At 44.8% G+C, this 25,699-nt stretch carries 19 protein-coding genes, 2 pseudogenes and 1 riboswitch; of the genes and pseudogenes, 7 read left to right on the top strand and 14 right to left on the bottom strand.

Annotated elements, in window-relative coordinates:
- Nucleotides 1-44: 44 nt before the first annotated feature.
- The 4 genes from NST70_RS05270 to NST70_RS05255 form a co-directional block, all read right to left on the bottom strand.
- A complete protein-coding gene (locus tag NST70_RS05270) occupies nt 45-848 on the bottom strand; it encodes a TerC family protein (RefSeq protein ID WP_014095642.1) in 804 nt (267 codons plus the stop codon).
- 133 nt (nt 849-981) lie between these two features.
- Nucleotides 982-1,126, bottom strand: a riboswitch (yybP-ykoY riboswitch).
- A 46-nt stretch (nt 1,127-1,172) separates the two neighbouring features.
- Nucleotides 1,173-1,643, bottom strand: a complete 471-nt coding sequence (locus NST70_RS05265; RefSeq protein ID WP_014095643.1) for a hypothetical protein — start codon at nt 1,641-1,643, stop codon at nt 1,173-1,175.
- A gap of 116 nt (nt 1,644-1,759) precedes the next feature.
- The gene (locus NST70_RS05260) at nt 1,760-3,328 is read right to left on the bottom strand and encodes a peptide chain release factor 3 (RefSeq protein WP_179234348.1); all 1,569 of its coding nucleotides are present in this window, start codon (nt 3,326-3,328) and stop codon (nt 1,760-1,762) included.
- Between the two features lie 222 nt (nt 3,329-3,550).
- Nucleotides 3,551-4,627: an ATP-binding protein gene (locus NST70_RS05255; RefSeq protein ID WP_035189564.1), complete on the bottom strand. Its 1,077-nt coding sequence runs from the start codon at nt 4,625-4,627 to the stop codon at nt 3,551-3,553.
- A 253-nt stretch (nt 4,628-4,880) separates the two neighbouring features.
- Here NST70_RS05255 and NST70_RS05250 point away from each other — a divergent pair, with 253 nt between their 5' ends.
- The 3 genes from NST70_RS05250 (at nt 4,881) to NST70_RS05240 (ending at nt 8,503) form a co-directional block, all read left to right on the top strand.
- Entirely contained in the window at nt 4,881-5,867 is a 987-nt protein-coding gene (locus NST70_RS05250; protein WP_328229490.1) for a Gfo/Idh/MocA family oxidoreductase, read from the top strand.
- Between the two features lie 554 nt (nt 5,868-6,421).
- Nucleotides 6,422-6,868: a DNA starvation/stationary phase protection protein gene (locus NST70_RS05245; protein ID WP_080666392.1), complete on the top strand. Its 447-nt coding sequence runs from the start codon at nt 6,422-6,424 to the stop codon at nt 6,866-6,868.
- Between the two features lie 882 nt (nt 6,869-7,750).
- Nucleotides 7,751-8,503, top strand: a complete 753-nt coding sequence (locus NST70_RS05240) for a sulfite exporter TauE/SafE family protein (RefSeq protein ID WP_017552138.1) — start codon at nt 7,751-7,753, stop codon at nt 8,501-8,503.
- A gap of 254 nt (nt 8,504-8,757) precedes the next feature.
- Here the strand turns inward: NST70_RS05240 and hmpA are convergent, their stop codons facing one another.
- The gene (hmpA, locus tag NST70_RS05235; RefSeq protein ID WP_026683813.1) at nt 8,758-9,969 is read right to left on the bottom strand and encodes an NO-inducible flavohemoprotein; all 1,212 of its coding nucleotides are present in this window, start codon (nt 9,967-9,969) and stop codon (nt 8,758-8,760) included.
- Between the two features lie 174 nt (nt 9,970-10,143).
- Between hmpA and NST70_RS05230 the strand changes: the two genes are divergently transcribed.
- Complete coding sequence (locus NST70_RS05230) at nt 10,144-10,578, top strand: Rrf2 family transcriptional regulator (protein WP_026683812.1); 435 nt, start codon at nt 10,144-10,146, stop codon at nt 10,576-10,578.
- 589 nt (nt 10,579-11,167) lie between these two features.
- Complete coding sequence (locus NST70_RS05225) at nt 11,168-11,929, top strand: fumarylacetoacetate hydrolase (RefSeq protein ID WP_035181974.1); 762 nt, start codon at nt 11,168-11,170, stop codon at nt 11,927-11,929.
- A gap of 221 nt (nt 11,930-12,150) precedes the next feature.
- On the opposite strand, the gene NST70_RS05220 is transcribed toward NST70_RS05225, so the two are convergent.
- Nucleotides 12,151-12,426 (bottom strand): hypothetical protein, encoded by a 276-nt coding sequence (locus tag NST70_RS05220; protein WP_035181975.1) that lies wholly within the window; start codon nt 12,424-12,426, stop codon nt 12,151-12,153.
- A gap of 433 nt (nt 12,427-12,859) precedes the next feature.
- Here NST70_RS05220 and NST70_RS05215 point away from each other — a divergent pair, with 433 nt between their 5' ends.
- Complete coding sequence (locus NST70_RS05215; RefSeq protein ID WP_014095656.1) at nt 12,860-13,783, top strand: SDR family oxidoreductase; 924 nt, start codon at nt 12,860-12,862, stop codon at nt 13,781-13,783.
- Nucleotides 13,784-13,801: 18 nt separating this feature from the next.
- Nucleotides 13,802-14,983, top strand: a pseudogene (locus NST70_RS05210) (AGE family epimerase/isomerase).
- 131 nt (nt 14,984-15,114) lie between these two features.
- Here the strand turns inward: NST70_RS05210 and NST70_RS05205 are convergent.
- The 8 genes and pseudogenes from NST70_RS05205 to essC all read right to left on the bottom strand — a co-directional run.
- Complete coding sequence (locus NST70_RS05205; protein ID WP_014095657.1) at nt 15,115-16,533, bottom strand: MFS transporter; 1,419 nt, start codon at nt 16,531-16,533, stop codon at nt 15,115-15,117.
- Nucleotides 16,534-17,378: 845 nt separating this feature from the next.
- A complete protein-coding gene (locus NST70_RS05200; RefSeq protein ID WP_048339784.1) occupies nt 17,379-18,794 on the bottom strand; it encodes an ISLre2 family transposase in 1,416 nt (471 codons plus the stop codon).
- Nucleotides 18,795-19,023: 229 nt separating this feature from the next.
- On the bottom strand, nt 19,024-20,013 hold the full coding sequence (locus tag NST70_RS05195; RefSeq protein WP_035181978.1) for a D-isomer specific 2-hydroxyacid dehydrogenase family protein: 990 nt from the start codon (nt 20,011-20,013) through the stop codon (nt 19,024-19,026).
- Between the two features lie 468 nt (nt 20,014-20,481).
- On the bottom strand, nt 20,482-20,664 hold the full coding sequence (locus NST70_RS05190) for a hypothetical protein (RefSeq protein WP_014095659.1): 183 nt from the start codon (nt 20,662-20,664) through the stop codon (nt 20,482-20,484).
- A 12-nt stretch (nt 20,665-20,676) separates the two neighbouring features.
- Entirely contained in the window at nt 20,677-20,823 is a 147-nt protein-coding gene (locus NST70_RS05185; RefSeq protein ID WP_342475907.1) for a TIGR04197 family type VII secretion effector, read from the bottom strand.
- Between the two features lie 12 nt (nt 20,824-20,835).
- Complete coding sequence (locus NST70_RS05180) at nt 20,836-20,970, bottom strand: hypothetical protein (protein ID WP_342475906.1); 135 nt, start codon at nt 20,968-20,970, stop codon at nt 20,836-20,838.
- A 12-nt stretch (nt 20,971-20,982) separates the two neighbouring features.
- Nucleotides 20,983-21,402 carry a DUF5082 family protein gene (locus NST70_RS05175; protein WP_342475905.1) on the bottom strand — a complete coding sequence of 140 codons (420 nt, stop codon included), beginning with the start codon at nt 21,400-21,402 and terminating at the stop codon, nt 20,983-20,985.
- A 15-nt stretch (nt 21,403-21,417) separates the two neighbouring features.
- A pseudogene (gene essC, locus NST70_RS05170) lies at nt 21,418-25,595 on the bottom strand (type VII secretion protein EssC); the annotation flags it as partial.
- Nucleotides 25,596-25,699 lie beyond the last annotated feature (104 nt).

The following is a 25,699-nucleotide window of genomic DNA, read 5'->3' as shown; positions in this document are numbered from 1 at the left end:
AAGAAAAACCGGCAAAGCGGGATTCGCCTGCTTTGCCGGTTTTTTTACATCTGTTGCTGCTTTTTACCCGATTTCCCGGCGGATTGCGCCTCTTTATTGCGATTTTTTTTGCGGACGGAGAAAAAATAGCCGCCCGCTGCGATCGCAAGCATCACCGCCCAGAAAATCAGTTTCCACAAAGCAGACTCCGGGAAATGTTCATCAATCAGCCCGACGCCCGGGTGTGAAAGCGTAAAAACGAGCAATTTCACCCCGACCCAGCCGACAATCAGAAAAGCGGCATCTTCAAGGCCCGGATATTTTTCCAGCAGGCGGACAAACCGGTTGGCAGCAAAGCGGATTAGCACCAGTCCGATCACCCCGCCTAAAAACATAACGCTGAACTGTCCGCCGTTAATTCCCCCAATTTGAAACGAGCCGGCCGGGGACAGCGTCACAGCCATGGCCACAGCTGCAAGCATAGAATCAATGGCAAACGCAATGTCGGCGAGTTCCACTTTAAAAACGGTCATCCAGAAAGAAACCGGCTTCGATGCGGCTTCGGCAAGTTTTGGGCCATTTTCCCGGTGCTTTTTTACAAAATGGTGGATCATAATAAAAAACAAGTAAGCGGCCCCGACAGCCTGAATCTGCCATATGTTTGCAAGAAACGAAATGAGAAACAGGGCAGTGAACCGGAATACAAATGCGCCCAGAAGCCCGTAAAAGAGCGCTTTTTTTTGCTGCGCGTGCGGCAGATGTTTGACCATCACCGCCATCACGACCGCATTATCCGCAGCTAAAATTCCTTCCAGTCCGACCAATACGCATAACACCCATGCATATTCGAATAGCATTGATAAATCCATTCCACAAAGTCCTCCTTTGCCGGCACCCGGAACCATTGCCCTTACAGATCAAAAGCGGCATTCCGGTCCAAGACGCGTACCGGCGTGATCAGTGAAGTGCCACTTTTGACAATTTCCTGTAAAGACAAAAAGCAAGACCTTTGCCAGTACAGGCAAAGGTCTTGCTAGACATCCAAATGGTGCCAACAAAGCCGATGACCGCCGAAACGGATCATGTAATGACGACTTTGTTTTAAGTGTGCCATGCACACTTAACGCTACTCCCCTTTGACAATTGTCAAAAGTATTCTGTTATTTTGATTATATGGGATCCATCCATTTCCGTCAACTATTTTTATGCGATTTTCGCGTTAAAATTATGCGGAGCAGCCCGCCGGCCAAAAGTCCAGGGATGGTGCAAAGCATCGGGAAAAAAACAGGCCCGGGCATCTTTTGCCGGACGATAACCGCAGGGGAGAGCATTAATCCGAGCGTTACAAAGTAAGCAGCAAACACAAAAGGCAGATAACTATACGGCTGAAGATTGCCGCGGGCCATTTTATATGCATCCCACATGGCAAAAAAGTATAGACAAGGATAAAACATCAGCCATCCGTAATCGACAATGTTGCCGGCTTCCCTTGTTCTTCCGAGAAAACTGAGCATGATCGCTTCATTAAAACGGCTGTTCACATTAATCAGAAACTCCATAAAAAGAAACATGATGCCCTTCACATAACGGCCCGCCAAAAGCTGGGCAAACCCTGGCAAGGCAATGTTCCAAACAATCGCCTCAAGCGGTGCTAATTTTTTCATGCACATGCCCCTTTAAAGCTGAAGTTGGCTAGTCATAATCCTCCCGTTTTTACGTGTTCTTATCATGCCCCGGAAAAATGCAAAAAACACTGTACGGCAAAGCCGCACAGTGTTTTTTAATTCATCGGATTATACAGTTTAATGTCGGGATGCTTGTCCGTGAACCAGCGCAATGCAAAATCATTTTCAAATAAAAACAACGGTTTTCCGAAACGGTCTTTCACAAGCAGACTGCGCGAACTGGAAAGGGATTCGTCCACCGTATCCCCCTCAACCCAGCGCGGAATTTTGGAACCGATCGATTCCATTACGACATCGGAGTTATACTCATTTTTCATGCGATGTTCGAACACTTCAAACTGCAGCTGCCCGACCGCCCCTAAAATATAATCTTCCGTATGCCATGTGCGGTACAGCTGGATCGCGCCTTCCTGAACGAGCTGGTTGATCCCTTTATGGAAACTTTTTTGTTTCATCACGTTTTTCGCCGATACTTTTACAAACAGTTCCGGTGTAAATTGCGGCAGCTTTTCAAATTGGACCGGCTGTTTCCCGGAGAAGATTGTGTCGCCAATCTGGTATGTGCCGGTATCATACAGGCCGAGAATATCGCCGCTAACCGCTTCTTCAACCGTGCTCCTGTCATCCGCAAGAAACTGGGTTGACTGGGACAGTTTCATTTGTTTTCCGGTTCTTGCAAGCGTGACGGACATGCCGCGTTCAAATTTTCCAGAACAAATACGGATAAACGCAATCCGATCGCGGTGGGCGGGATTCATATTCGCCTGGATTTTGAACACAAAACCCGAAAATTGTTCGCTTAACGGATCCACCACCCCTTCGTCCGTCTTTCTTCCTTGAGGGGGCGGCGCAAATTGAAGATACGTTTCCAGAAATGTCTGCACGCCGAAATTTGTCAGGGCACTGCCGAAAAAGACCGGCGTCAGCGTGCCGTTTGCAATCCGTTCCTCCGAAAATTCATTGCCCGCTTCATCGAGGAGCATGATTTCTTCCAACGCCTGGCCATACAGCGCGTTTTCTTTGATCGGGGCATCCCCTTCCACTTCGCCCGCTTCATTTAACGTGAGAAACCGGTCCCCTTCTTCCACGCGGAACTGCTCGATGCGGCGGTGATAACGGTCATAAATGCCGAGAAATTCTTTGCCCATGCCGATCGGCCAGTTCATCGGATACGATTCAATGCCGAGGATTTCTTCCAGTTCAGCCAACAGCTCAAGCGGCGGCCTCCCTTGGCGATCCAGTTTATTGATAAACGTAAAAATCGGAATCCCCCGCATCCGGCACACTTTAAACAGTTTAATCGTCTGTGCCTCAATCCCTTTTGCAGCATCAATGATCATCACAGCGCTGTCGACGGCCATCAGTGTCCGGTATGTGTCTTCACTGAAATCTTGGTGGCCGGGCGTATCCAAAATATTGATCCGTTTTCCCGCATATTCAAACTGCATAACGGAAGAAGTAACGGAAATGCCCCGCTGCTTCTCGATTTCCATCCAGTCGGAAGTCGCAAATTTCCCGGTTTTTTTACCTTTGACCGTCCCGGCAGCACGGATGGCCCCGCCAAACAGAAGCAGCTTCTCCGTCAATGTTGTTTTCCCGGCGTCCGGGTGGGAAATAATCGCAAAAGTCCTTCTTGATAACACTTCATCTTTAAATCCTGCCATATGTCAGTTCCTTTCAATCGTTGTAGAGTAGGTTTATTTTTGCATCGTTTTTTTACATCGGCCCTCACCTTTCTAATGAACAGTTAAACAATGCACAAATCATCCGGCCATTGGAGACTGTACATAAGCATACAACAGTTTTTCCTTATTCTCAATGGAAGAAATCTGCCGGAAACGGCCACTTCTTGCCTTCATGGATTGCCGGATGCCATCAGGCACGCATCAAAAACTGCCGGATGCCTTCTGCTCCCCGTCCGGCCCCGCCCAAGGCAGTACCACGGTGAAAACAGTGCCTTCCCCAGGTTTGCTATCAATAGAGATGTCTCCGTTATGCTCTCTTACAATCTGGTAACAAACCATTAAACCAAGCCCGTTGCCGCGCTCTTTTGTCGTATAAAAAGGCTGGCCGATTTTTTCCAATTTTTCCGGTGGGATCCCGATTCCCTCATCCCGGATCGCAACGGCTGCACGTTCCCCGGCCACCGAAAGTTCAACGGTCAGCGTTCCCCCCTCTTCCATCGCCTCCAGGCCGTTTTTGATTAAATTCACAAATACCTGCTTCATTTTTGAATCGTCACAAGAAATAAAAATGGGCTGCGACGGAAAAACCGTCTCAATTTGGATGTTTTTTCCGTACGATTGCGTCTCCATTAAAACAAGCACTTCATCAAGCAATGTTTGCAGGCAGCAAACTTTCATATCCGATGCTTTCGGCCTGCCGAGAAAAAGCAGCTCGCTTGAAATCATTTCAATCCGTTCAATTTCATTTTGCATAATATCAAGGTAATGGCCAGTATCAATCACGCCCGCCTGCATCAGCTGCAAAAAACCTTTAATCGAGGTGAGCGGATTCCGGATTTCATGCGCAATGCCCGCGGCAAGCTGCCCGACCATGGACAGCTGTTCAGATGATACAAGATAATCGTATAATTCCTTGACCACCGTCATATCCTTCGTCAGCAAATGGATATGGGGCTTTTCGCCATATTTTAGATCTTTAAAGACCGCATAAGTGGACTCCACCCATTTGTAATCACCGTTTTTCGATTTCATCCTGTACATGAAAAGGCCCATTTCTTCTTTCTCTCCATTTAGAATGCCTGCCCATTTGTTGTGGTCATCGTGGTGCATCAAAGCAGAAAAAGGCCTTCCTACCCAGTCGCCGGCATCAAAACCCGTTACCGTCTGCATATCAGAGGAAATGCTTTTTAAAATACCGTCCATTCCGACAACAGCAGAAAAAAGATGAAAGCGGAGCGGGAGATCCATAAATTCATAATGTATTTTTCCGACACCCATATTTTTGCACCTGCCTATCTTTCTATCAATCCGTATTTCAAGCTTTTTTGAAATGAACTTTCATGCTCAATATATGTCTGATGAAGACCGGGCATTCCTGTGATTATGTATATATATTTCAACTATATATCTTTTTCAACAAAAATATCCATTTATTTATAAAATTTTATGTCGAATCCTCACTGTTTATCAACCGTTTCGACATGTGATACAATGAACGTATCAAGATAAAATGAGAAAAGGAAGCGATGCTATGCGTTTTGCAACCGTTGGAACAAGCTGGATTACCTCTGCTTTTATTGAAGCAGCAAAATTATCCGGAAAATTAACCCTTGAAGCCGTTTACTCGCGCAAAAAAGAAAGCGCTGAACAAATGGCGGAAAAACATGGCGCACCGAATATGTTTACGGATCTTGAAGAAATGGCAAAAAACGAGAACATTGATGCTGTTTATATCGCGTCGCCAAATGCGCTCCATTTTGAACAAGTGCTCGTTTTTCTGAAAAACAAAAAACATGTCATTTGCGAAAAACCGATTTTTTCGAATACGGAAGAATTTAAGGAAGCTTTTCGTGTTGCCGATCAGAACGGTGTATTTTTATTTGAGGCAATCCGGAATATCCATTATCCGAATACTGCCCTTTTAAAAGAAAAATTAAAGGATGTTGGCCAAATCAGAACCGGAATTTTCCAATATGTACAATACTCTTCCCGCTACGATAAATTCCTTGCCGGTGAAGAGCCAAACGTATTCTCGCGGAACTTCTCCGGTGGGGCATTAATGGATCTTGGCGTCTATCCGCTTTCGCTTGCGGTCTGGTTATTCGGCGCACCGAAAGACAGCCGGTACTTCCCGGTCCTTTTGCGGAACGGCATTGACGGGGCTGGCACCCTTGTCCTGCAATACGAAGGGTTCAATATTACCGTGATCTGCTCAAAAATTTCCCATTCTTATATTCCGAGCGAAATCCACGGCGAAAAAGGCAGCATTATTATTGAAGGCATCTCAGAATTGGAAAAGATGAAGTTTGCCGATGTGCGGACAAAGGAGCCGGTCCTCTTCTCGCGGAAGCAGGAAGCGCAAAATATGATGTATGAAATCAATGATTTTGCCGATATCATCGCGCAAAATGATAGAAAAACGTATGAAACCTTGCGCCAGTCCAGTTATGAAGTCCTTTCGGTTATTGAAAAATCGCGGAAACAAAACGGGATTGTCTTTAAAACCGACAGAAACTAAAAACCGTTCCAGGAGAAAATCTGATTCCGGATCGTACCGTGCAGTTTAAGCGCAAAAACCGGGCAACAGGCCGGGGGAAATTTGAAAACGGATGGCAAGGGCAATAAGGGAATCCCTTGTCCCTGCATTTGAAAACGGGGGCAAGCGGGATTTCCTTGTCCCCTGCCTTTGCGTTTAATACCAGAGAAAACCGGGACGGCCGGGGGATGCCTATTCAGAAGCGTACCGTGTAGAAAGCGAGGGCAAGCGGAGCTTCTTTGCCCTACCTTTGCGTTTTAAAACCAGCGAAAGGTGAAGCGGCCGGGGGAGTGCTAATTGGAGCATATTGTGCAATAAACGCATTCGCTTGTCCCCTGCCTTTGCGTTTAATACCAGAGAAAACCGGGACGGCTGGGGGATGATGATTTGGGGCGTATTGTTATTAAACCAGATAGAGACGGACAAATTATCAACATTCCCACCTTGTTTATAATTATTATAATTTAATATTGACTTTTAAGTGATATATATTATAATAAAAATATAGCAAGACCAAAACCCGGGGAGGAATGAAAATGTATATTGAAACAGCGTTAAACGTACAAGTTGCAAACTGGAGCGTCCTATACACAAAATTGCACCACTACCACTGGTATGTAAAAGGCCCGCTGTTCTTCACGCTGCACGTAAAATTTGAAGAACTGTACAACGAAGCTGCCACGGTGGTCGATGATTTTGCAGAACGCATCCTTGCGATCGGCGGAAAACCGGCTGCTTCTTTCAAAGAATACCTCGAAATTGCAACCATTGAAGAAGCAAAATCCGGCTTAACCGCTGAACAAATGGTGGAATCCCTTGTAAAAGACTACAAACAAATCGCCGGCGAACTGAAAAAATTGATCGCACTTGCTGAAGACAATCATGATTATGGCACGGCTGACATGGCAACAACGCTTGTGGAAAGCGTTGAAAAAACCATCTGGATGCTGAGCGCGCTACTCGCTGTACCGGTTACGCAATAAACTGCCAAAACGGCCCCGTTCTAAAAGAATGGAGCCGTTTTTTTCATGCTGCAAAACAGGCGCCGCTTTTTTACGTCTTGATTCATCAACAGTCCGATTTGACCCCGGCTCAACCTTTAAATAAAACCAAGATTAAGAAAGTGCAAAAACCAACTGAATAATCCTTTCATAATCCTTGCCAAATCTAGGAATTTTGGTTATTTTAGCAAGCCCTATGTGAAGGAAGCCTGGAAAATTGACGGCCTTTCTTCACATAGGGCGCGTTTACGTTAAGAAAGCACGAAAAAACGAGGCTCTTCCTTCACATAGAGTGCGTCTACGTTAAGAAAGCGCGGAAAATTGACGGCCTTCCTTCACATAGAGCCCGTCTACGTTAAGAAAGCGCGGAAAATTGACGGCCTTCCTTCACATAGAGTACGTCTACGTTAAGAAAGCGCGGAAAAACGATGGCCTTTCTTCACATAGAGCCCGTCTACGTTAAGAAAGCAAGCAAAAACGATGACCTTCCTTCACATAGAGCGCGTTTCAAGTGCAAGCTTTTCCCTGCATTTTTTATAAAACCCTTGCATTACATTTATGCCAAAGCTGTCAGCATCCTTGCCAAATCCAGGAATTTTGCTTATTTAGCAAACCCTAATTAGACATTTTCAAAATGGTTGTCGCCTCTTTTTTCCTTTTGCCCCCCCAAAAGGACATTCCATACCGCGTACCATGCCATTTTACATCGCACATGCCGCTTCTCACGCTGCATATCAGAAGCATTCAGCGGGCGAAACTCAGGCACACCTCTTTAAGATGGAGCCACAAATACCGGCAGCGTGACAAGGCCTGCGGTTCCGGATAAAATGGAAGAAGTACAATGCGAAAGAAGGATTTTCCATCATGCATGTTTCCATCTTGATTACGATGTTTTTAACAGGACTTATTTTAGGCTTTATCGGGGCAGGCGGCGCGGGCTTTATCATTTCCCTGCTGACGATTTTATTCGGGGTTTCGATCCATACCGCGCTTGCGACTGCTTTAACAGCCATGATCTTTTCTTCATTTTCCGGGGCGGTAAGCCATTACCGGGAAGGCAATGTCTCCATTAAAGCAGGCATTACAACCGGCATCATAGGCGCTGCCGGAGCCTGGGCCGGATCCCATGTCTCCGCGCATATTGCGAGTAGCGAACTAAAATGGCTCACAGCCGGCATGCTCATGTTTTCAGCCTTTCTGCTCTGGCTCAGAATGTTTTTGCTGCAAAAGCAATCCATCCAGGCAAAAACCCTTCCGTTCGGGCCCCGTTTTGTGACCCGCTCGCTGTTGCTCGGCATCGTAACCGGCGCGCTCTCAGGGATGTTCGGGATCGGCTCGACACCATTTATCCAGCTTGGCTTAATGATCCTTCTCGGCTTATCCGTCCGCCAGGCTGCCGGCACAACCATGATGGTCATTATCCCAATTGCAATAGGCGGCGGACTCGCCAGCTTCCAGCAAGGGACACTCGATCTTGGGCTCCTTGTGGAAGTCGTCATCGGCACAATGTCCGGCGCATACATCGGTGCCAAATTTACAAACCGCGCCCCCGTCTCGCTGCTAAAGTCTTCGATGATTGCCGTTCCAATTGTCGCAAGCTTGCTGCTGATTTTATGAAAAAGGGGCTGTCCCAAAAGTCGTTAGACGGCTGATGGGAGCCCCTTATTTTTGTAAGGACGAAACAGTTGGTTGATCGTGAAATTCAGTCACTATTTCCAAAAGCATTTCGCGATCTTCATTGCATGAGCCAAAATGGGACAGCCCCTTCCCGCTTTAAAATTGCGGGAAAAAGGGACTGGTTCAGGTCGCAAACGATGTGCCGGCATGAAAAAATGAGCGTTTCATCACGGAGTTTTCTTTCCCCCGCTCGGTTAAACGGCTGCAGCCGGCGCCAGTTCCATTGCCGGCCCAAAAAATTCATAGCGGATATTTTCTTTGGCAACGCCAAGTTCCGTTAAAATCTGCACTGCATTTCTCAAAAACGGAACCGGTCCGCAAATATAACAAACCGTTTGCGTGGTTACAATCTTTTCCAAAAATGCTTTGGAAAGATGGCCTGTGAAATCGCAGCCGCTGTTTTCGTGAAGGGGATGCCCGTACCCAAAATAATAATGCCCGTTTTCAAGCTTTTCAATATGGTGCTTTGCTTCCTCTTTAAAAGCATGGAATTCTTCATTGCGGGCAGCATGAATAAAATGGACTTCACGTTTAGAGCTGGCATCCGCTAAAGCTTCCAGCATACTCATCATTGGTGTCAAGCCAACCCCGCCACTAATTAGGGCAATCGGTGCAGCCTCATCGTCAAGTGTGAAGACGCCGGCCGGTACGCTGATCTCCAGCTCGTCTCCCACTTTTACTTGATCATGTAAATATGTTGACACCTTCCCGTTCGGTTCATGATCTGCTTCCCGTTTCACCGAAATCCGGAAATACTCATGCCCCGGCCCGCATGAAAGGCTGTACTGGCGGTTAAACAGATATGTTTCGCCTGGAATTTTCACTCTTAGTGTAAGGTACTGCCCCGGAAGATAGGATGGCACCGGGCCCCCGTCCGTAGGTTTTAAATAAAAGGAAGTAATAACATTGCTCTCTTTTACCTTTTTTACAACTCTAAACGGTTTAAAACCGTCCCATCCCCCTCTTTGGGTTTCAGCTTCTTGATACATTTTTTTCTCGACTTGAATGAAAACATCAGCAATGGCCCCGTATGCTTCAGCCCAAGCCTGTAAAACCTCTTCCGTGGCCACATCTCCTAATACTTCTTTAATGGCTTTTAGTAAAAATTCCCCGACAATCGGATAATGCTCCGGTTTAACGCCCAGGCCACGGTGTTTTTGTGAAATTTGTTCCACAACCGGCAAGATGGTTTCCAAATGGTCAATATAAGAAGCCGCCGCAAGTACGGCATTGGCGAGTGCTGTTTGCTGCCTTCCTCGTGATTGATTCGTTTGATTAAAAATATTCAGCAGCTCGGGATGTGCTGCAAACATGGTTTTATAAAAGTATGTAGTAATGTCCGTCCCTTGTGTTTTTAATACGGGCACAGTTGATTTTACGATCTCAATGGTTTTCTGCGATAACATGATTTCCACTCTCCAAATAGTAATATTTAAAATATATCTTTAAGATAGTGCTCCTTTGTTTTTAAAGCAATATTTTAAATACATCTTTAATAAAGTTATCACATTTTCCGAAAAGGAAAAAATGAGCGCCATTTTCGAGGGGAACGGGTATAATGGGGTTGGCAGGTGATATAAATGCGTTTAACCCATTACTCTGATTATGCTTTGCGTGAATTAATCTATCTCGCTTCATTGGAAGAAGGAAAATTAGCCAGCATCAAAGAAATTGCGGATGCCTACAACATCTCAAAAAATCATTTAATGAAAATCACATACGAGTTAAGCAAACTCGGGCTGATCAAAACAGTGCGCGGAAGGGGAGGCGGCATATGCCTGAACAAGCATCCCCGCGAAATTAATGTCGGAAAACTGATCCGCATAACAGAAGATGATTTTAAATTAGTCGAATGTATGGAAGACGGGGCTTCCGCCTGTATCATCTCCCCCGTTTGCGGATTAAAGCATGTTTTAAACGAAGCCCTCATCGCTTATCTCCGCGTGCTCGACAAATATACACTAGAAGATTTAGTAAAAGATCCCTTATCCTACAGGCAACTGCTTGTAAAATAAAACTAAGTGGTGCAGCGTCACATCCCGAGATCAAAATAGTGGTAGAAGTAAAGAAAAACCAAAAATGAAATAAGGTGAACAAAATAAACATAGACATTAAAAAAGTCACATATGGAAATAAATCTGTACTTGAACATTTAGTGCAATTCTATTCATATGATTTAAGTGAGTATACAGAATTTGATATCAATAAGAAAGGCTATTTACTCAGCATTTTTTAAATTAAATTTATTTTAAGCAAATCATTTATTCGACTAATTAGGGTTTGCTGAATAAGCAAAAGGTTTGGCAAGGATGCTGACAGCTTTGATAAAAATTGAATGCAAGTATGTTATAAAAATGCAGGAAAAAGCTTGCACTTGAAACGCGCCCTATGTTAAGGAAGAGACTCGTTTTTTCGCGCTTCCTTAACGTAGACGACCTCTACGTGAAGAAAGACCGTCGTTTTTCCATGCTTCCTTAACATAGACGCCCTCTACGTGAAGAAAGGCCGTCTTTTCCAAAAAAATTTTTTCCAACCTTCCTGAAAAGTGTTAAAATGATAGATAAATTATATAAATATAAAAATTTTGGAGAAGGTGGTTTGGCGATGCTAAAGGAAGCTTTTTTAAATACCTTATATGATGCTTACAAAAATAGAAAAGCGCTGAATAAGGATGTTTTTCCGGCAGGCATTGATTTAGATGAGGCTTATCGGATGCAGCATGCTTTTACTGCGGCAAAAAAAGAAAACCACGAAACGTTAAATGGGTATAAGATCAGCATGACAAGCCCCGAAACGCAGGCATTATTTGATGCGCGTGAACCATTGTACGGCGAGTTGACCGATCAGCAGGTGACAAATCATATATCCCTCAGCAAAGATACGCTTAATCCATTGATCGAATTGGAATTGGTTTTTCTTGTAAAAGAACGGCTTACGGCAGACGCGTCTGAAGCAGAAATCATCCAAAAGACACAAGTTGCACCGGGATTGGAAATTCCTGATTCCCGATTTAAGGACTGGTTCCCTAAAATGCCAAAAGAACAAGTTTGCGCAGACGGGGCTGTCGGCGGAAAAGTAGCTTTTGGGGAAGCCAAAGATTATACATATGGCGATATTGATAATATCCATGGCCAATTGCTCCTTAACGGCAAGGTGCTCGATGAAGGCAAATCTTCAGCTGTCATGGGGCATCCGGTTCATGCCGTAAAATGGCTGCTGAAAAAACTAGGCGAACATCAGGCAGCGCTTGAACCGGGCATGTTTGTCTCATCCGGCACATTTGTCCTGCCAAAGCCGCTGGAAGCCGGAACATACAGCGGAAAATTTGAAGGAATAGGCACTGTGAAATTGACGGTCACAGAATAGAAATGAAGCGTCCATATAATAAATGCACGGCAAAAAACATCTCCGAAAATGCCAGCAGGAGATGTTTTTTTGGACATACAGGCACCTGTTTACAATGAACCGCGGCTGCAGATATCCCTCCCTTCCAGACATCCACAATGCCACACCCGCACAAGCATGAAAATGAGTAAAAAGAGATCATATAGTCGGCCAGTTGATCCATGGTTTTACAGAAAGAGGCATTACATTCCTTCCGGGTGGTACAATGGTTGCAGTTTTTCAAGATCTTCAATGAACAGATGGATATCTTCAGCGGATAAATGAACCGGCATTTGATCATATAAGGTCAAGATTTGGCCTTCATGGTCATCCCGGTGCTTCTTCAAATAATCATATAAGGATCTGAACTGGTTTGCATTGATGGTCGATGATGTAACAAATTGTTTGACATGCTGCAGTGAAAATTCATTCCGGTTCTTATCAAATTCTCCTTTAATCACATTCCCTTCGATGTGCATCACGAACACTCCCAAGCCGGTTGATTGATAAAATAATTTTTGCCCTATTGCTTGGTTTTCATTCACCTAAATACCGCCATTCTTTCAAGGCGGCATTTAAGTGTCCTAAGCAGGTCAACAATTCCGAGGCGGTAATGGCCTTGCCCGCATCCGTTGCAACCACTGCCGTCATTTTTATTGGATTGGAAAATAATTGCAGCAGTGATTCTTCTCTTTTGCTGCCGGCATGTTTTTTTGCGGGCGCGGCAAGCCAGCATCTTGCAAAGAATACCACGCTACCGGGCCGTGGCACAAAATACGGGCCAAATCAGAAACCGTTGCCGCCCATTGGCCATCAAAAATTGAAACCGTTGCCGTTTTTGTTTTGAGGTTTATTGGATTTTTTACAGGTTATACAAATACTGTATGCAATATGAAGGAGGAGGATGCATCGATGAATATTTACGAACAGCAAAAAAACGGACAACCTGCCCAAACCCAGCCGGAACAACCGGGCATTGAATCGCTGATGAATCCGCGGCCTGTCCAACCGCTGAATTATAAAGGCAGTGAAAAATTAAAAGGACGGGTGGCGCTCATTACTGGTGGAGACAGCGGTATCGGACGTGCTGTTGCGATCGCTTATGCAAAAGAAGGCGCGAACGTAGCCATAAACTATTTAAATGAACAAAACGATGCTGAAGAAACGAAGAGCCTTGTTGAAGCAGAAGGCGTCCAATGTCTGCTGCTACCGGGGGATGTCTCCCAAGAAGCAACATGTAAACAGCTCGTTGAAAAAACGGTAGCAGAGTTTGGAAAACTCGATATTTTGGTCAATAATGCAGGCGTGCAGTTCCCTACTGAAAAGATTGAAGATATTACCCATGAACAATGGGACAAAACCTTCCGTACCAACATTTATTCCGTCTTTTATATGTGCAAATATGCCGTCCCGCACTTAAAACAAGGCAGTGCCATCATTTCAACGGCATCTATTAATCCCTATGTAGGCAATCCGAAACTCCTAGACTATACTGCTACAAAAGGGGCCATTGTCGGATTTACGCGCAGCCTTGCACAAAATCTTGCGTCAAAAGGGATACGCGTCAATATGGTAGCACCAGGACCGATTTGGACGCCGCTTATTCCTTCCACCTTTGATGAAAAGACAGTGGAAAGCTTTGGGCTTAAAACCCCGCTCGGACGCCCGGGACAGCCGGCCGACCATGCAGGGGCATATGTGCTTTTAGCTTCTGATGAAGGGGCTTATATTACCGGTCAGTGCATCCATGTTAACGGCGGCATGGCAATGTCATCTGATGGAAAAAAACTGCAGAAAATCTTTTCTGCAGTTTTTTTAACTCTTCCACCCAAATGAACAAATGGATGCGATGATATGGACTTTAAAGACCCTCACGTTTTAAAACAGCAAATCATTCAAATTCTTGAATTTTATTATCCTGCCTGCATAGATACGGAAAACGGCGGGTATATAAACGGTTTTCTCGATAATGGCTCCATCAATGACCGGGAAACAAAGCATCTGGTCGGTACAAGCCGGTTTATTTACAATTTCAGCATTGGCTCCCTGATTGGCGGGCCGGAGTGGTGTGCACAGGCCGCTGCCCACGGTATTGAATTTCTGAAAAATCGCCATCGTGATAAAAAATACGGCGGCTACTTTTTTGAATTAAAAGGGCAGAGTGTAAAAGATCCCGCAAAAATGACATACGGCCATGCATTCGCCCTGTTGGCAGCCGCCATTGCTGATCAAGCCGGCATCCGGGGTGCGAAGGAACTGATCGAGGATCTGTACCATGTTACAGAGCAGCATTTCTGGGATCCGGACGACGGGCTCTACCGGGATGAATGGGATGCATCCTGGTCAACACTTTCTTCCTACCGCGGGCAAAACGCAAATATGCATATGTGTGAAGCCATGCTTACGGCATACGAAGCAACCGGCGAAAAGAAATACTTAAACCGGGCATATAAACTAGCAGAAAGCGTCTGCCGCACATTAAAAGAGAGATCCGGCGGAATGATCTGGGAAAACTACACACCTGACTGGCAGCCGGATTGGACCTATCATCTTCACCAAACAAAAGATGAGTTCCGCCCATACGGCTTTATTCCCGGCCATCAGCTGGAATGAAGCAAACTGCTGATGTGGCTTGACCGCCATCTCTCTGAACCGTGGATAGTTGAGACAGCTGAAGAACTTTACGGAAAAGCCTGGGAGAAAGGCGCTGATGAAACATTCGGCGGCATCTTTTTTGCACTCTCTCCACAAGGCGAAGTCATTGATACGGATAAAAACTACTGGGTGATATCGGAAGCGATCGCAGCCTCTGCGCTTCTTGCCGCAAAAACCGGAAAAAGTATCTACTCCGAGCGGTACAATCAGCTGTTTTCTTATGCTTCCAACTACTTGATCGACCACCAATACGGCGGCTGGTATAAACTGCTCAACCGGAAAAATGAACGCTTGCCCGGCCCGAAAAGCGCTTCGCCGAAAACCGACTACCATCCCGTCGCTGCCTGCTACCAGGCACTGCAGGCATTTTCAAAACCATAAGCAGCGGAAACTTTCACTTTATCAACAGAAAAAGCGCCAAATCTTTTGGCGCTTTTTCTGTTTAAAGGCTGAGCTGGGATCCGGAAAGGCCGGCAAGCCTGCCATCTCCGGCACAAATTTTGCACAGCCGTTTAATTGTACAGACGCTTATTTTCCTCTTGTTTTTCCATCAGCCACCATAATGAATGTCTTGGATTTTCTATAGCTTCCTTATACTCCGTCTTCGTCGCCACTGTTGGGTACGAACCCTTTAGAGACTTTCCGGAAGTACTGGTGAACAAGAACAAGATGACGAAAAAGCCAATAAGGCTGAAGAATGTCAGATAAAAAGCAGGCGCCAGGGCATTCCCGGTTTGGTGAACCAGCCATGTTGAGATGAGCGGGGTAGTGCCGCCAAATAATGAAACAGAAACATTAAAAGTCACAGCCAGTGTTCTGTACCGAATATCCGTGTAAAACATGGTTGGCAAAGTACCAGGCATCGTGCCTTCATAAGTTGAAAGCAAAATACCTAAAATGAGAATACCTAAAAATACGAATGCAATTGTATTCAAATGGATGAAGTAAAATGCAAGGACAGATAATAAGGTTAATCCGCCTAAACCCATGATTAAAACCGTCTTGTTTCCAATTTGGTCGCTGAGCTTCCCAAACAATAAAGCGAGCGGCACCATAATCACCATAATCAGCGTAATTAATACCGTCCCTGCCGTACTGGATAAACCAATCACCTCATCCAAATACGATGGCATGTAGGATAATAACATATAGTTTGTAACATTAAAGAATGCGACAGATACGAAACATACTAGAATGTCTTTTTTATGGTTTTTTAAAATCGAAAGGAAGCTTTCCTCCTGGACACCCTCCACAGAAAGTTCATTTTCGAAAATGGGGGTTTCCTCTAAATGGGCTCTTAAATAAAACCCTACCAGCCCTAAAGGCAAGCCAAGCAAAAATGGAATTCGCCAACCCCATGTGGCCATCTGCTGGTCAGTTAGCGTGATGAAGAGCGTACTGGCAAGGAGTGAAGCTAATATATAGCCGGCAAGCGTACCAATTTCCAGTCCGCTTCCAAGCACATTACGCTTATTGTCCGGGGAAGATTCTGCAATATAGACCATGGCGCCGGCATATTCGCCGCCAGTTGAAAATCCTTGAATAATTCTGGCTACTAATAAGAGCACCGGGGCCCATATTCCAATTTGGTCATACGTAGGTAATAAACCGATTAGGAGTGTGGAAAAAGCCATTAAAATAATCGTGATGGTTAAAACGACTTTTCTCCCATATTTATCTCCGATTCTGCCGAATATAACACCGCCTAAAGGGCGCATTAAAAAGGCAATCGCAAATGTGGCAAATGTAAACATTAATTTCAGCTCGTCATTCTCCACGGCACTAAAAAAGTTCCGGCTGATAATGACAGCTAAATAAGAATACAAGCCAAAATCAAACCATTCCATCGCGTTTCCTACTCCTGTAGCAAACACGCTTTTTTTCGTTTGTCGAATATTAACGATGTTAATTTTTTTCTTATTAAATACCATTTTTCAAATCTACTCCTTATTTGATAGTTTTCGGCACCTGTCTTCCCTTCTATAAAGATTCATTTTTAATACCTACATTGATAAAAGATTTTTTCATCAGCCGTCATTTGTTTTGGCTTTCTTTTTCAAAAACCCGCAGGCGAATGGAAATGGGAATCATTGAAATTAAAAACCACTCGTTGATACTTCAGCATTTCTGCTAATATTTCCAGAAAAACCACCGAATAGATGGCAGGCATATGTAGTGCAAGAATTGATCAACTACTCGAAGATAGCGGGCAAGAGTGCAAGTTAGCAAAGTGAAAAAGGGCTTAAAATGGGCGGAGGCGGACAGGAAACGGAGGCTTAAGGCGCCTCTAAAGATTTTTACGGGCAGCTGGTTCCCCACCTATCTTCTTTATACCTCAAATAGTGAAAGCGGGTTATATGCCGTTAAAGACGGAACGCATTACAGATGAACAATCGGACAACGCTCAACAGCTTTTTTGAACGGTTCATTGATTAGTTTACCATAATCGAAGTGTTAACGCAAAAAATCAGCTTCCACCGTATGTGTCAAGTTTTTCTCGACAAGGTTTAAATATCGGGTATTCCAAGACACTCTTTTTGTACACTTTCGGCTACCGTGCTTTACTTGCTCGGTGTAATTTTCGGAAAAGATGTAATATTTCCGTATAAAGATGGATAACGGGGATGTTGAGGCGCGCGAAATTCACTCGCTTTCCGCGGGCGGCCGGCGAGCCTCCTCGCTCGTACCTCGCTGCGGGGTCTCTCCTGGCTCGCTTTTCCCGCAGGAGTCTCGTAAATTTCGCGCGCCTCAACGATCAGTCCCCACTGAGCCAGGCTTAAAACGAAAGCTCTAATATTTTGCTTAAATGTCCCATTGCCGATGAACTGCTTGAATGCAGGGCAACTGATCCGTGCTTTACGCCCACTGACGGGCGTACAGGCTGCTTGAGTAGTTGAGACATCCTGATGGATTGTTTCAAGTTCCGTTGCTTTCTCTCGCTTCTTGAACGGTGTTTCAGATAGGCTTCTCTCAATGTCCCATTGAGTATGCCTTGTTTGATTTTCACCATGGCTTCTGCGCCAAGTTCACTCCAATGCATGCCCCTTTTTTTCATCCTGAAGGAGATATGCCTTTGATTCGATTCCATCGCTCCTAGGCCTCTCGCACCTTCCGGCACGTTTTTCACCCTGTCTCTCCAGTCAAAAATGCGGTCCCAGTTTTTCAAGATATACGAACGGAATTCCTTGATTTTCTTGAGGGCCTTTTTATCCGTCAAGGTGCTTTCGTGCGTATCCAAATATAACGTGAATTGGTCCAGGTCATGCGTTCTAATCGCTTTTCTAATTTGCTCCTTGATCTCGCTCTTTCCGCCCCCAAATGTCCTTATGATGGCTTGTGCAACGTGGTAGGTATCCAGCTGGTTGAGCACCGGAAATTCCGACTGTGAGAATGCTGTTTGAAACCGTTCAGCTGTGTACCCAGCACCTCCATCACTGTTTGTAATGACATGCGCTTTTTCGAGGGAATAGGTGTTGGCAGCTGTGGCTTGGACTTCATCCCAAAATGTCTGAATGTCTTCCGTCGTCATGATGACTGTGGGCTGACGCAGGGAGACCCTTTTTCCATTGGTTTCCCATCCCTCATAGAGAATGGCGTGGTGGACTTCCATACTCTGTTTCTTTTTTAGTCCCCGAACGAATACACCATCTGCTTCAGAAAACAGGTAGTCTACCTTCTTCCCCTCAGGCAGGGAAACAGCTATTTCTAGCTCTTCTACAAGTGCCTTATCGGCTTCCGCCTGAGTTTTCCCTACGTGTTTTACCATGTTCCCTACAGTTGTGTGACTAAGACTCACTGCTGTCCACTCTTTTAAAATATCAGCTACTTCCCGATAGGTGTTCTCACTTGCCAACTCTGCCACCTTTAATTCCACTAACGGGCTGTATCGTTGGTGTGGTACCAGCCCTAACCATTCATCCAGAGGATAATGTGAGTTCCCTCTCTTATCACGCATTAATGAACGTTTAAAAGTCACACTTCCAAATAGAAACTGAACGCTTCTGTTATCACTCCGGCAGTACACCCAGCCCTCCTCTAACTTCTCCTGTTTAATTGTTTTATCTAACTCTTCAAATATTTCCCCAACCCATTGTGTAAAAGCCTTCTGCATCAGAAGTTTAAGCTGTTCTTCAAATTCGATAAGACTCTTTGTATCCTTTAATAATCCAGCAATTATTGATATAATATCCATGGGAAGACCTCTCTCTCTAGATGTTCATCTTGAAGTGTACAATTAGATGATAGAGCGTCTTCCCATTTTTTTCCACTCATATGCCCCGTCGAGTAAAATTTTACACATACGCTTCCACCCCATTATTTCAACGGATCAGGCCAACAGCAATGCTGTAAAATGGTCATTCAATCTGTGCTTAAATATCTCTATATTTGTCCTGCAATGATAAAAAAGCTGCTTATCCTCTTCATGATTTTATCTCCCACCTGCTCTTCCCCGTCTCCATAAAGGATACAAGCGATGTTAGCGCCATTTCCACCATATCGCTAACCGCCTGATCGGTGTAAAACGCAGTGTGCGGCGTGACGATCACATTGGGAAAAGATCTCAGAATAGCCAGCTGGTGGTGGGCCAAAATATCCGTGCGGCGGTCATAATGAAAAATCCCTTCCTCATCTTCCAGTACATCAATCCCGGCAGCGCCGACTTTCCCCGCCTCAATCCCTGCGATAAGCGCATCCGTATCCACTACGGCACCACGGGAACAATTGATGATGCAAACGCCGTCCTTCATTTTTGCAATCCGATCCTGGTTAATCATATGGTATGTACGATCAAATAAGGGTGTGTGGATGGTTATCACATCGCTTTCCTTCAGCAGTTCATCCAAAGATACATATTTCAAAATGCCGCGCAATTCATCTCTTTCAACGGTATCGTGTGCAATGATGTTGCAGCCAAAACCGGACAAATTTTTCGCAACAATACTGCCGATTCTGCCGGCGCCAATAATCCCGATCGTTAAGTTATGCATTTCCCTGCCCTGAATCCCTTCCACAGAAAAATCTTGTGCCTCCACACGGCTTAAGATCTGTTTTGCTTTCCTTACACACATCAAAATCAGCATCGTTGCAAAATCGGCAACACAATAGGGCGAATACGCCACATTCGAAAAACGAATGCCATATGCTTTGGCGGCTTCCTGATCGATATGATTATACCCTGCAGTCCTCAAGCCAATATATTTTACACCGGCATCTCTTAAAGCCATAAAAGTTTCGGCGCCCACCGGATAATTCCCAAGGATCGTCACCGCTTCAGCCCCTTTTGCTTCCACTGCCGTTTCAGGGGTTAACACATCATCCACATACTTGATATCCAAATCAAATTTTCTCGCAAACTTTTGAAATAAGGGGAATTCATCCGCCCTCGTCTCATAGGCAACAACTTTTCTCATACGACAGCTTCCTTTCCATTCATTTTGATCATGCTAAAAACTACGCATGGCTTCATTAACCACGCCCGCAATAAACCCATCTCCTCCCCATGTCTCCAATTGGATTCCGGTGTCCAGAAGCCTGGTTTTACCAGGCCAGCGACAAGATACCCATGCCCAATCCAACAAGACGGATCAGCGATTCTTTCTATTTCATTTTTGCCAAAGTGAACGATCGTCCGGTCTTTTTATACATCGTAACGGCTTCAAAAGCAAAGATTTTACGTGTTTCCTATAAAACCCCTACACTTTTTATTCGACAAAAGTGGCAGAAATCCTTGTCAAATTTGTAATTTTTGTTTATTCAGGAAGTTCTAGATAGTCGCTGTCTAAAAGCACTGCGTTGCTTGAATCTACTTCTGACTGGACCGATAAAATATGACTGGAGAATTGTACACTCAAGCTTTCAAATAAAGTTTTCCGTTGTTTTCATATGAAAATCTTTGAGATAATCTTTCGCAGCATCTGCTGTAATCCAGTAAAGGAATCCATTTCTGCAATTTGATTTGCGCTTTTCTTAATAGCATCGAGCTGGCTTTTCAACGAACTTGCCGCCGATTTCAATTCATCCGAAAAAGAAACGACTTCAGTCATCTCAACTTTGTTGCCCATGGTTTGCCTCCTTTACTGTTGCAATTTTCGATAATTATCATAGGATTTTTCAATTTGTTCATCGAGTTTCTTGATGGCTTCCCCGGTGTTCTTAAGGGTCTGAATATCTGCTTCCAAAATCGATTTATATTTACTGAGCAGTTCCATCGCCTTTGTCACTTGTTTTAGCTCTTATTTAAACGGGTTAATGTTCGTCTGGTCAAAAGACGTTGTTTTGATGAGACTGGTCTCAAGATCTGATACGGCTGCCTGCAGTTGTTCAATATTTGAATTGAACAAGTCAACATTCAGTTTAATTTCTCCCATGTAAAGTCACCCCTATTTTTTGTTTTTTGCAGTTTCAATGAGGCTTGACACGTTTGAAATCTGTGCGATAATGGCAGATAAGCTGTCCTGATACATGGAACGTTTGCTTTCTTCATGTTTGATTTCTTCACTCAACTGCTCCTTTTTATTTTCCGCCTTTTTTAAATAGTTATTTATACTTTTCTTATATACATCATAAGCCTCTTCAAATTTTCCTTTTTTTTCGCCTTTCCACTTGCTGCCGTCAATTTCAAAACTTAAAATTGGCTTTGCTTTGTCTTGTAGATTGGAAATCTCCTTTTCAAGTTCTCCTAAAGCACTTTTTAATCTCTCAATCTTAGCGTTTATATCTGCCAGATCTTGCTGAATGTGGATTTTTTGGCTTGAGAGCCTGGATTTTTGGTTAATCAATGTATGCACCATTTCATCCATCATACATCCATCCTTTTATTGAGGAATTTTAATTCTTTCATATCGATAGTCACGAACGAAATAACCCTCGTACGGCTTCGGATATTTTTCATTAGAAATATAAGATTGTTTAAATACATCCTGGTCACTCAAACGCATACTAATCAGCCCTGTCTCCACATAATCACGTACAAGTCTTGGCACTTCTTCAAAACTTTGGCCCACATAAGCATATTCAGACCCGATAATGAAATGAATGGCTGTTTTGGGTCCATTCTTAAGCAGCTTATTCATTTCTTCTGCTGTGAGATTTGTCCGCCGGCAGAAGTCTTTTAAATCGGAAATAAAGATTATCCAATTGGGATCAAGTAAACCGGTTTTCATTCTTTTTTCTATTTCAACCAGCAGATCATTTTTCACCCTGGAGATGATTTCCTGCTCCGAAATATAGGCATGGAGCTGTGAAGCTATCCGTGACAAAGATTGTTCACCCGAATCAATGACCATAATTTGCTTCTTATTTTTTATAAGTGACAAATTTTTTGTGACCGATTCTCTCAATCGGCTTAATTCATCCAGCCGGTCGCTCATCAAGAGAAAGAGCCCACTGGCATTCGTGTCAATTGCAATGGGCGTTACATTTTCAAACTCCAGCTTGGAATCCATCCTTTTTCAGCATATTCCTTTGCAGCAGGATTTGCTGCAAACTGTGGAAATTCAAGGACTTCTGGCATCACCGGAATTGGGGCTGGCCGCTTTCCGCTCCAGAAACGGTCCATTTCCTTTGCTTCTTTTTGAATATTTTCTATGATCGCAAGGGTATCCGTTCCGCTCGCTGGCAATGCGGTTTGGAACAATATCGGATTATCCAACTTTACGATCCCTCTTCCCGGTATTTCCTCAATTTCAATATCTGTTTTCCCTACAATGGCACGGACATCTGTACGGTCTATTAAATACAACGGAATTTGTATTTTAATATTTGATAATACTTGCATCCGCATTGCGTTTTGCCGGCTGGCGCTGATAACAAGATGCAGGCCGATACTTGCTCCTTCCCTGGCAATTTGTGTAATCATTTTCTCAAAAGCATCCGAATTATCCGCTTCCCTGACAGCATCGTAATTATCTATGACAAAAAGCAGGTCAGGAACATGTTCTTTGCTTGCTTTCTCGTACATTTTCAAGTTTGCAACCCCGTACTGGCTAAGCCGCCTTTTCCGCTTTTTAATCTCCGACGAAGTAAGCCGGATCAGTTTTGAAATTTTTTCGTTTTCATCAATCATTATCGTATCAGCAACATGCGGCAGTTCCTTTAACGGAAGCAAGCCGTTTGTACCAAAATCAAGCAAATACACATGCAAGTTTTCCGGGTTGTTCACTCTGGCCAGATCCATTACCGTTGTTTGGAGAAATGTAGATTTTCCGTACCCCGGACTTGAATAAATCAAGATGTGTCCATCTTTCGCCATATTGAGCTGCAGCACCTTTTGTTCTTGCATTTCAGGCAAATCCGCAAAACCAATCACCGGCTCAAGATCTGTTTTTTCATTTTGCCAACATTCCCTAAAATCCACCGCATGCAATTCCGGCAAATAGATCCGCTCTTCAAGCGGCGGCAGCCACGGTTTTGGTAGTTGGGCGATGCCGAGTTTTTTGGCGCGGGCATGGATCCAATCGACGACGGCTTCGAGTTCGGTCGGGACTTTGGTGATTTCTTTCTGGTTGGCAAGTCCGCTTAAGTCTGCAGAAATGGGTTCGTATTGGCCAAGGTCGTTGATCGCGTAAATCGTGGTGTCCAACATGTCCTGGTCGTCCTGGTCCGGGACGTAGTTGGCGCCGCTCCATGCGCTTTGGAACAACTCATAGACTTCATTGTTGCCGACCTGCAAGTAGGCGCGTCCCGGCAAGGTGATTTCTGCAGCATCTGGCGTTTTTAAAATTTCCATGGAATCGCTTGTGTTTTGGACTTTGAGCGCGAGTTTGAATTTTGAGTTCGACCAGATTTGGTCGTCGACAACCCCGCTCGGTTTTTGCGTTGCCAAAATCAAATGGATGCCGAGTGACCGGCCGATGCGGGCAGTTGAAACAAGTTCTTTCATAAAATCGGGCTGCTCCGATTTCAGTTCGGCAAATTCGTCTGAAATCAGAAACAAATGCGGCATCGGTTCTTTTGCTTCCCCTGATTTATACAATTTCTGATACTGGTTAATATGGTTCACATTGTATTCCCCGAACAGGCGCTGGCGTTTCTCAAGTTCCGCTTTAATGGAAGCAAGCGCCCTCATTGACTGTGCACCGTCGAGGTTTGTGATCGTGCCGGCAAGATGCGGCAGTTTCCGGAATAAATTCGCCATCCCGCCGCCTTTATAGTCAATCAGCAGGAAGGCGACTTCATGTGGATGAAAGTTCACAGCAAGCGAGAGAATATAAGATTGAATGATTTCGGATTTCCCGGATCCCGTTGTGCCGGCGATCAGCCCGTGCGGCCCGTGCGCTTTTTCATGGAGGTTCAGCTGGACAATGTCTTCCTTCCCGCGCAGCCCAAGCGGCACAGCCAGGCTTTTGTATGTTTCATTCCGGGCCCAGCGCGCTTCCATTTCAAGATCTTCCACTTTTTCCACGCCGTACATTTCAAGGAATGTGACGCTTTCCGGAATGGCGTTTTTCAGGTTTTGCAGGTGGTTTAATGGCGCGAGTGCCCGCGAAATATCTTCTTTATGAAAGCCTGCAGGGAAATGGTCGGGCTTAAACCGTTTGTTAACAAGTTCCCCGTTTTCAATCATGATATTGCCGTATTGTGCATCACGGATATCAATGACCGTTTTCACATGTTCCGGCAAAGACTGCAAAACATCTTCGACAAATACGAGCGAAACCCCGATTTCCGTCGGATCTTCATTTAAATATTCCATAATGGTGTGATCCAGAACCAGCTTTTCATCAGTGATAAAAATGACAAAATGCGGTGAAAAATATATTTTTTCGTTTTTATTTCCTTTTTCTTCGATGCTTAGTTTTCTGTCTTTTAAAATCTGGTAAAGCGAATTGAGCACCTGGTCACGGGACCGTTCGTGATAGACAAAACCGCGCACGTTCATCTCGCGCAAACCGGCATGCGGCAGCCAGCGCATCCAGTCCCATTTTTCTTTTTCTTCTTCCGGAAAAATGGCGACAAACTGGACATCATGGTAGCTGTGAAACAAGGCTATTTGCGCCGCCAAGAGCTGCAGCTGTTCGAGGACAAGATGGCGCTGCCCGATGTAGCCGACAGGGCATTCAGCAAGCGTGGCGGTTACCGGCACATTTTCAAGCGTCAAGTATTGCGACCAGATTTTGCGGGCTTCTTCCACAAGCTCATCTTTCTCCTGGGTGAATTCTTCAAGATTAAATTCAATCGGAAAACTCGATTTGACATCTCCTGTGCCCACCCTGAACATCAGAAAATCATGGTGAAACATTGTTTTTTCATAAATCCGCGGGTCAACCCGGAGCGCCATATCGCGGATTTTCCCAATATCCGGGTAATGGTAGAACAAAGCATGGCGTTGCTCTTCCGCCGCTCTATGCAGTTCGTGCGATTTTTCTTTTAAATAGGCCCTGTAAGATTCGTCCCGCTCTTTAATATTTGCACGGTACTGCCGCAAATTTTTCAAATAAGAAGTGATCGCAAAAATCACGGTAACAACCGTCATTGACAGCATGATAATTAGGTAAAAGCCGTTGCGCTGAAAAATGGAAACGACGACAAAGGCCGCGATCATGACAAGCGGCGGGACAATGACCCGTGCCAGCTGTTCGCTCGGTTTGGTCGGCTTGACAGGTGGTTTTGCAATTTTGCGTTTTTCTGCCGGCTCCCTGTAAATGATTCTTGGCGAGCGGTGGTAATCCGGATATTCATCCGGCAACCGGTTTTCGCTCCTGTACAAAGGGGCCAGGGTGGTGTGAAAAGTATCCGCCGGAGCGAGCATTTCCAGTTCATGTTCCCCGATATTGAGCAGCATGCCTTCTATAAACAACTGGTCGCCCGGCTCGATTGCGGCGCCGTCATTTGCAAGCGCAAAATTGTGGAACATTTGCCCCTTGTTCAACTGAAGACGGAAGCTTGTGCCATCACGCAACAGCACAAAATCCGCATCAGTATTGAGCAAGCGGACATCATCCCCGCCGCCCGTTCCAAATGTGACAGCCTGTTTTGTGGAAACATCATACAAATTTCCAGTCTTTTCCACACCCAAGTACAACCGGACAGCCCCGTTTTTTGTCTCGATTTCCAAAGTTTTGCCCGCTTCAAGCATTTCTCCATCCAACCGGCATG

The sequence above is a fragment of the Weizmannia sp. FSL K6-0777 genome (assembly GCF_038593185.1).
In the GTDB taxonomy this organism is placed as follows: domain Bacteria; phylum Bacillota; class Bacilli; order Bacillales; family Bacillaceae_C; genus Weizmannia; species Weizmannia faecalis.
Note: the sequence above shows the minus strand (reverse complement) of the source record. Positions and strands in the feature narration are given on the sequence as shown.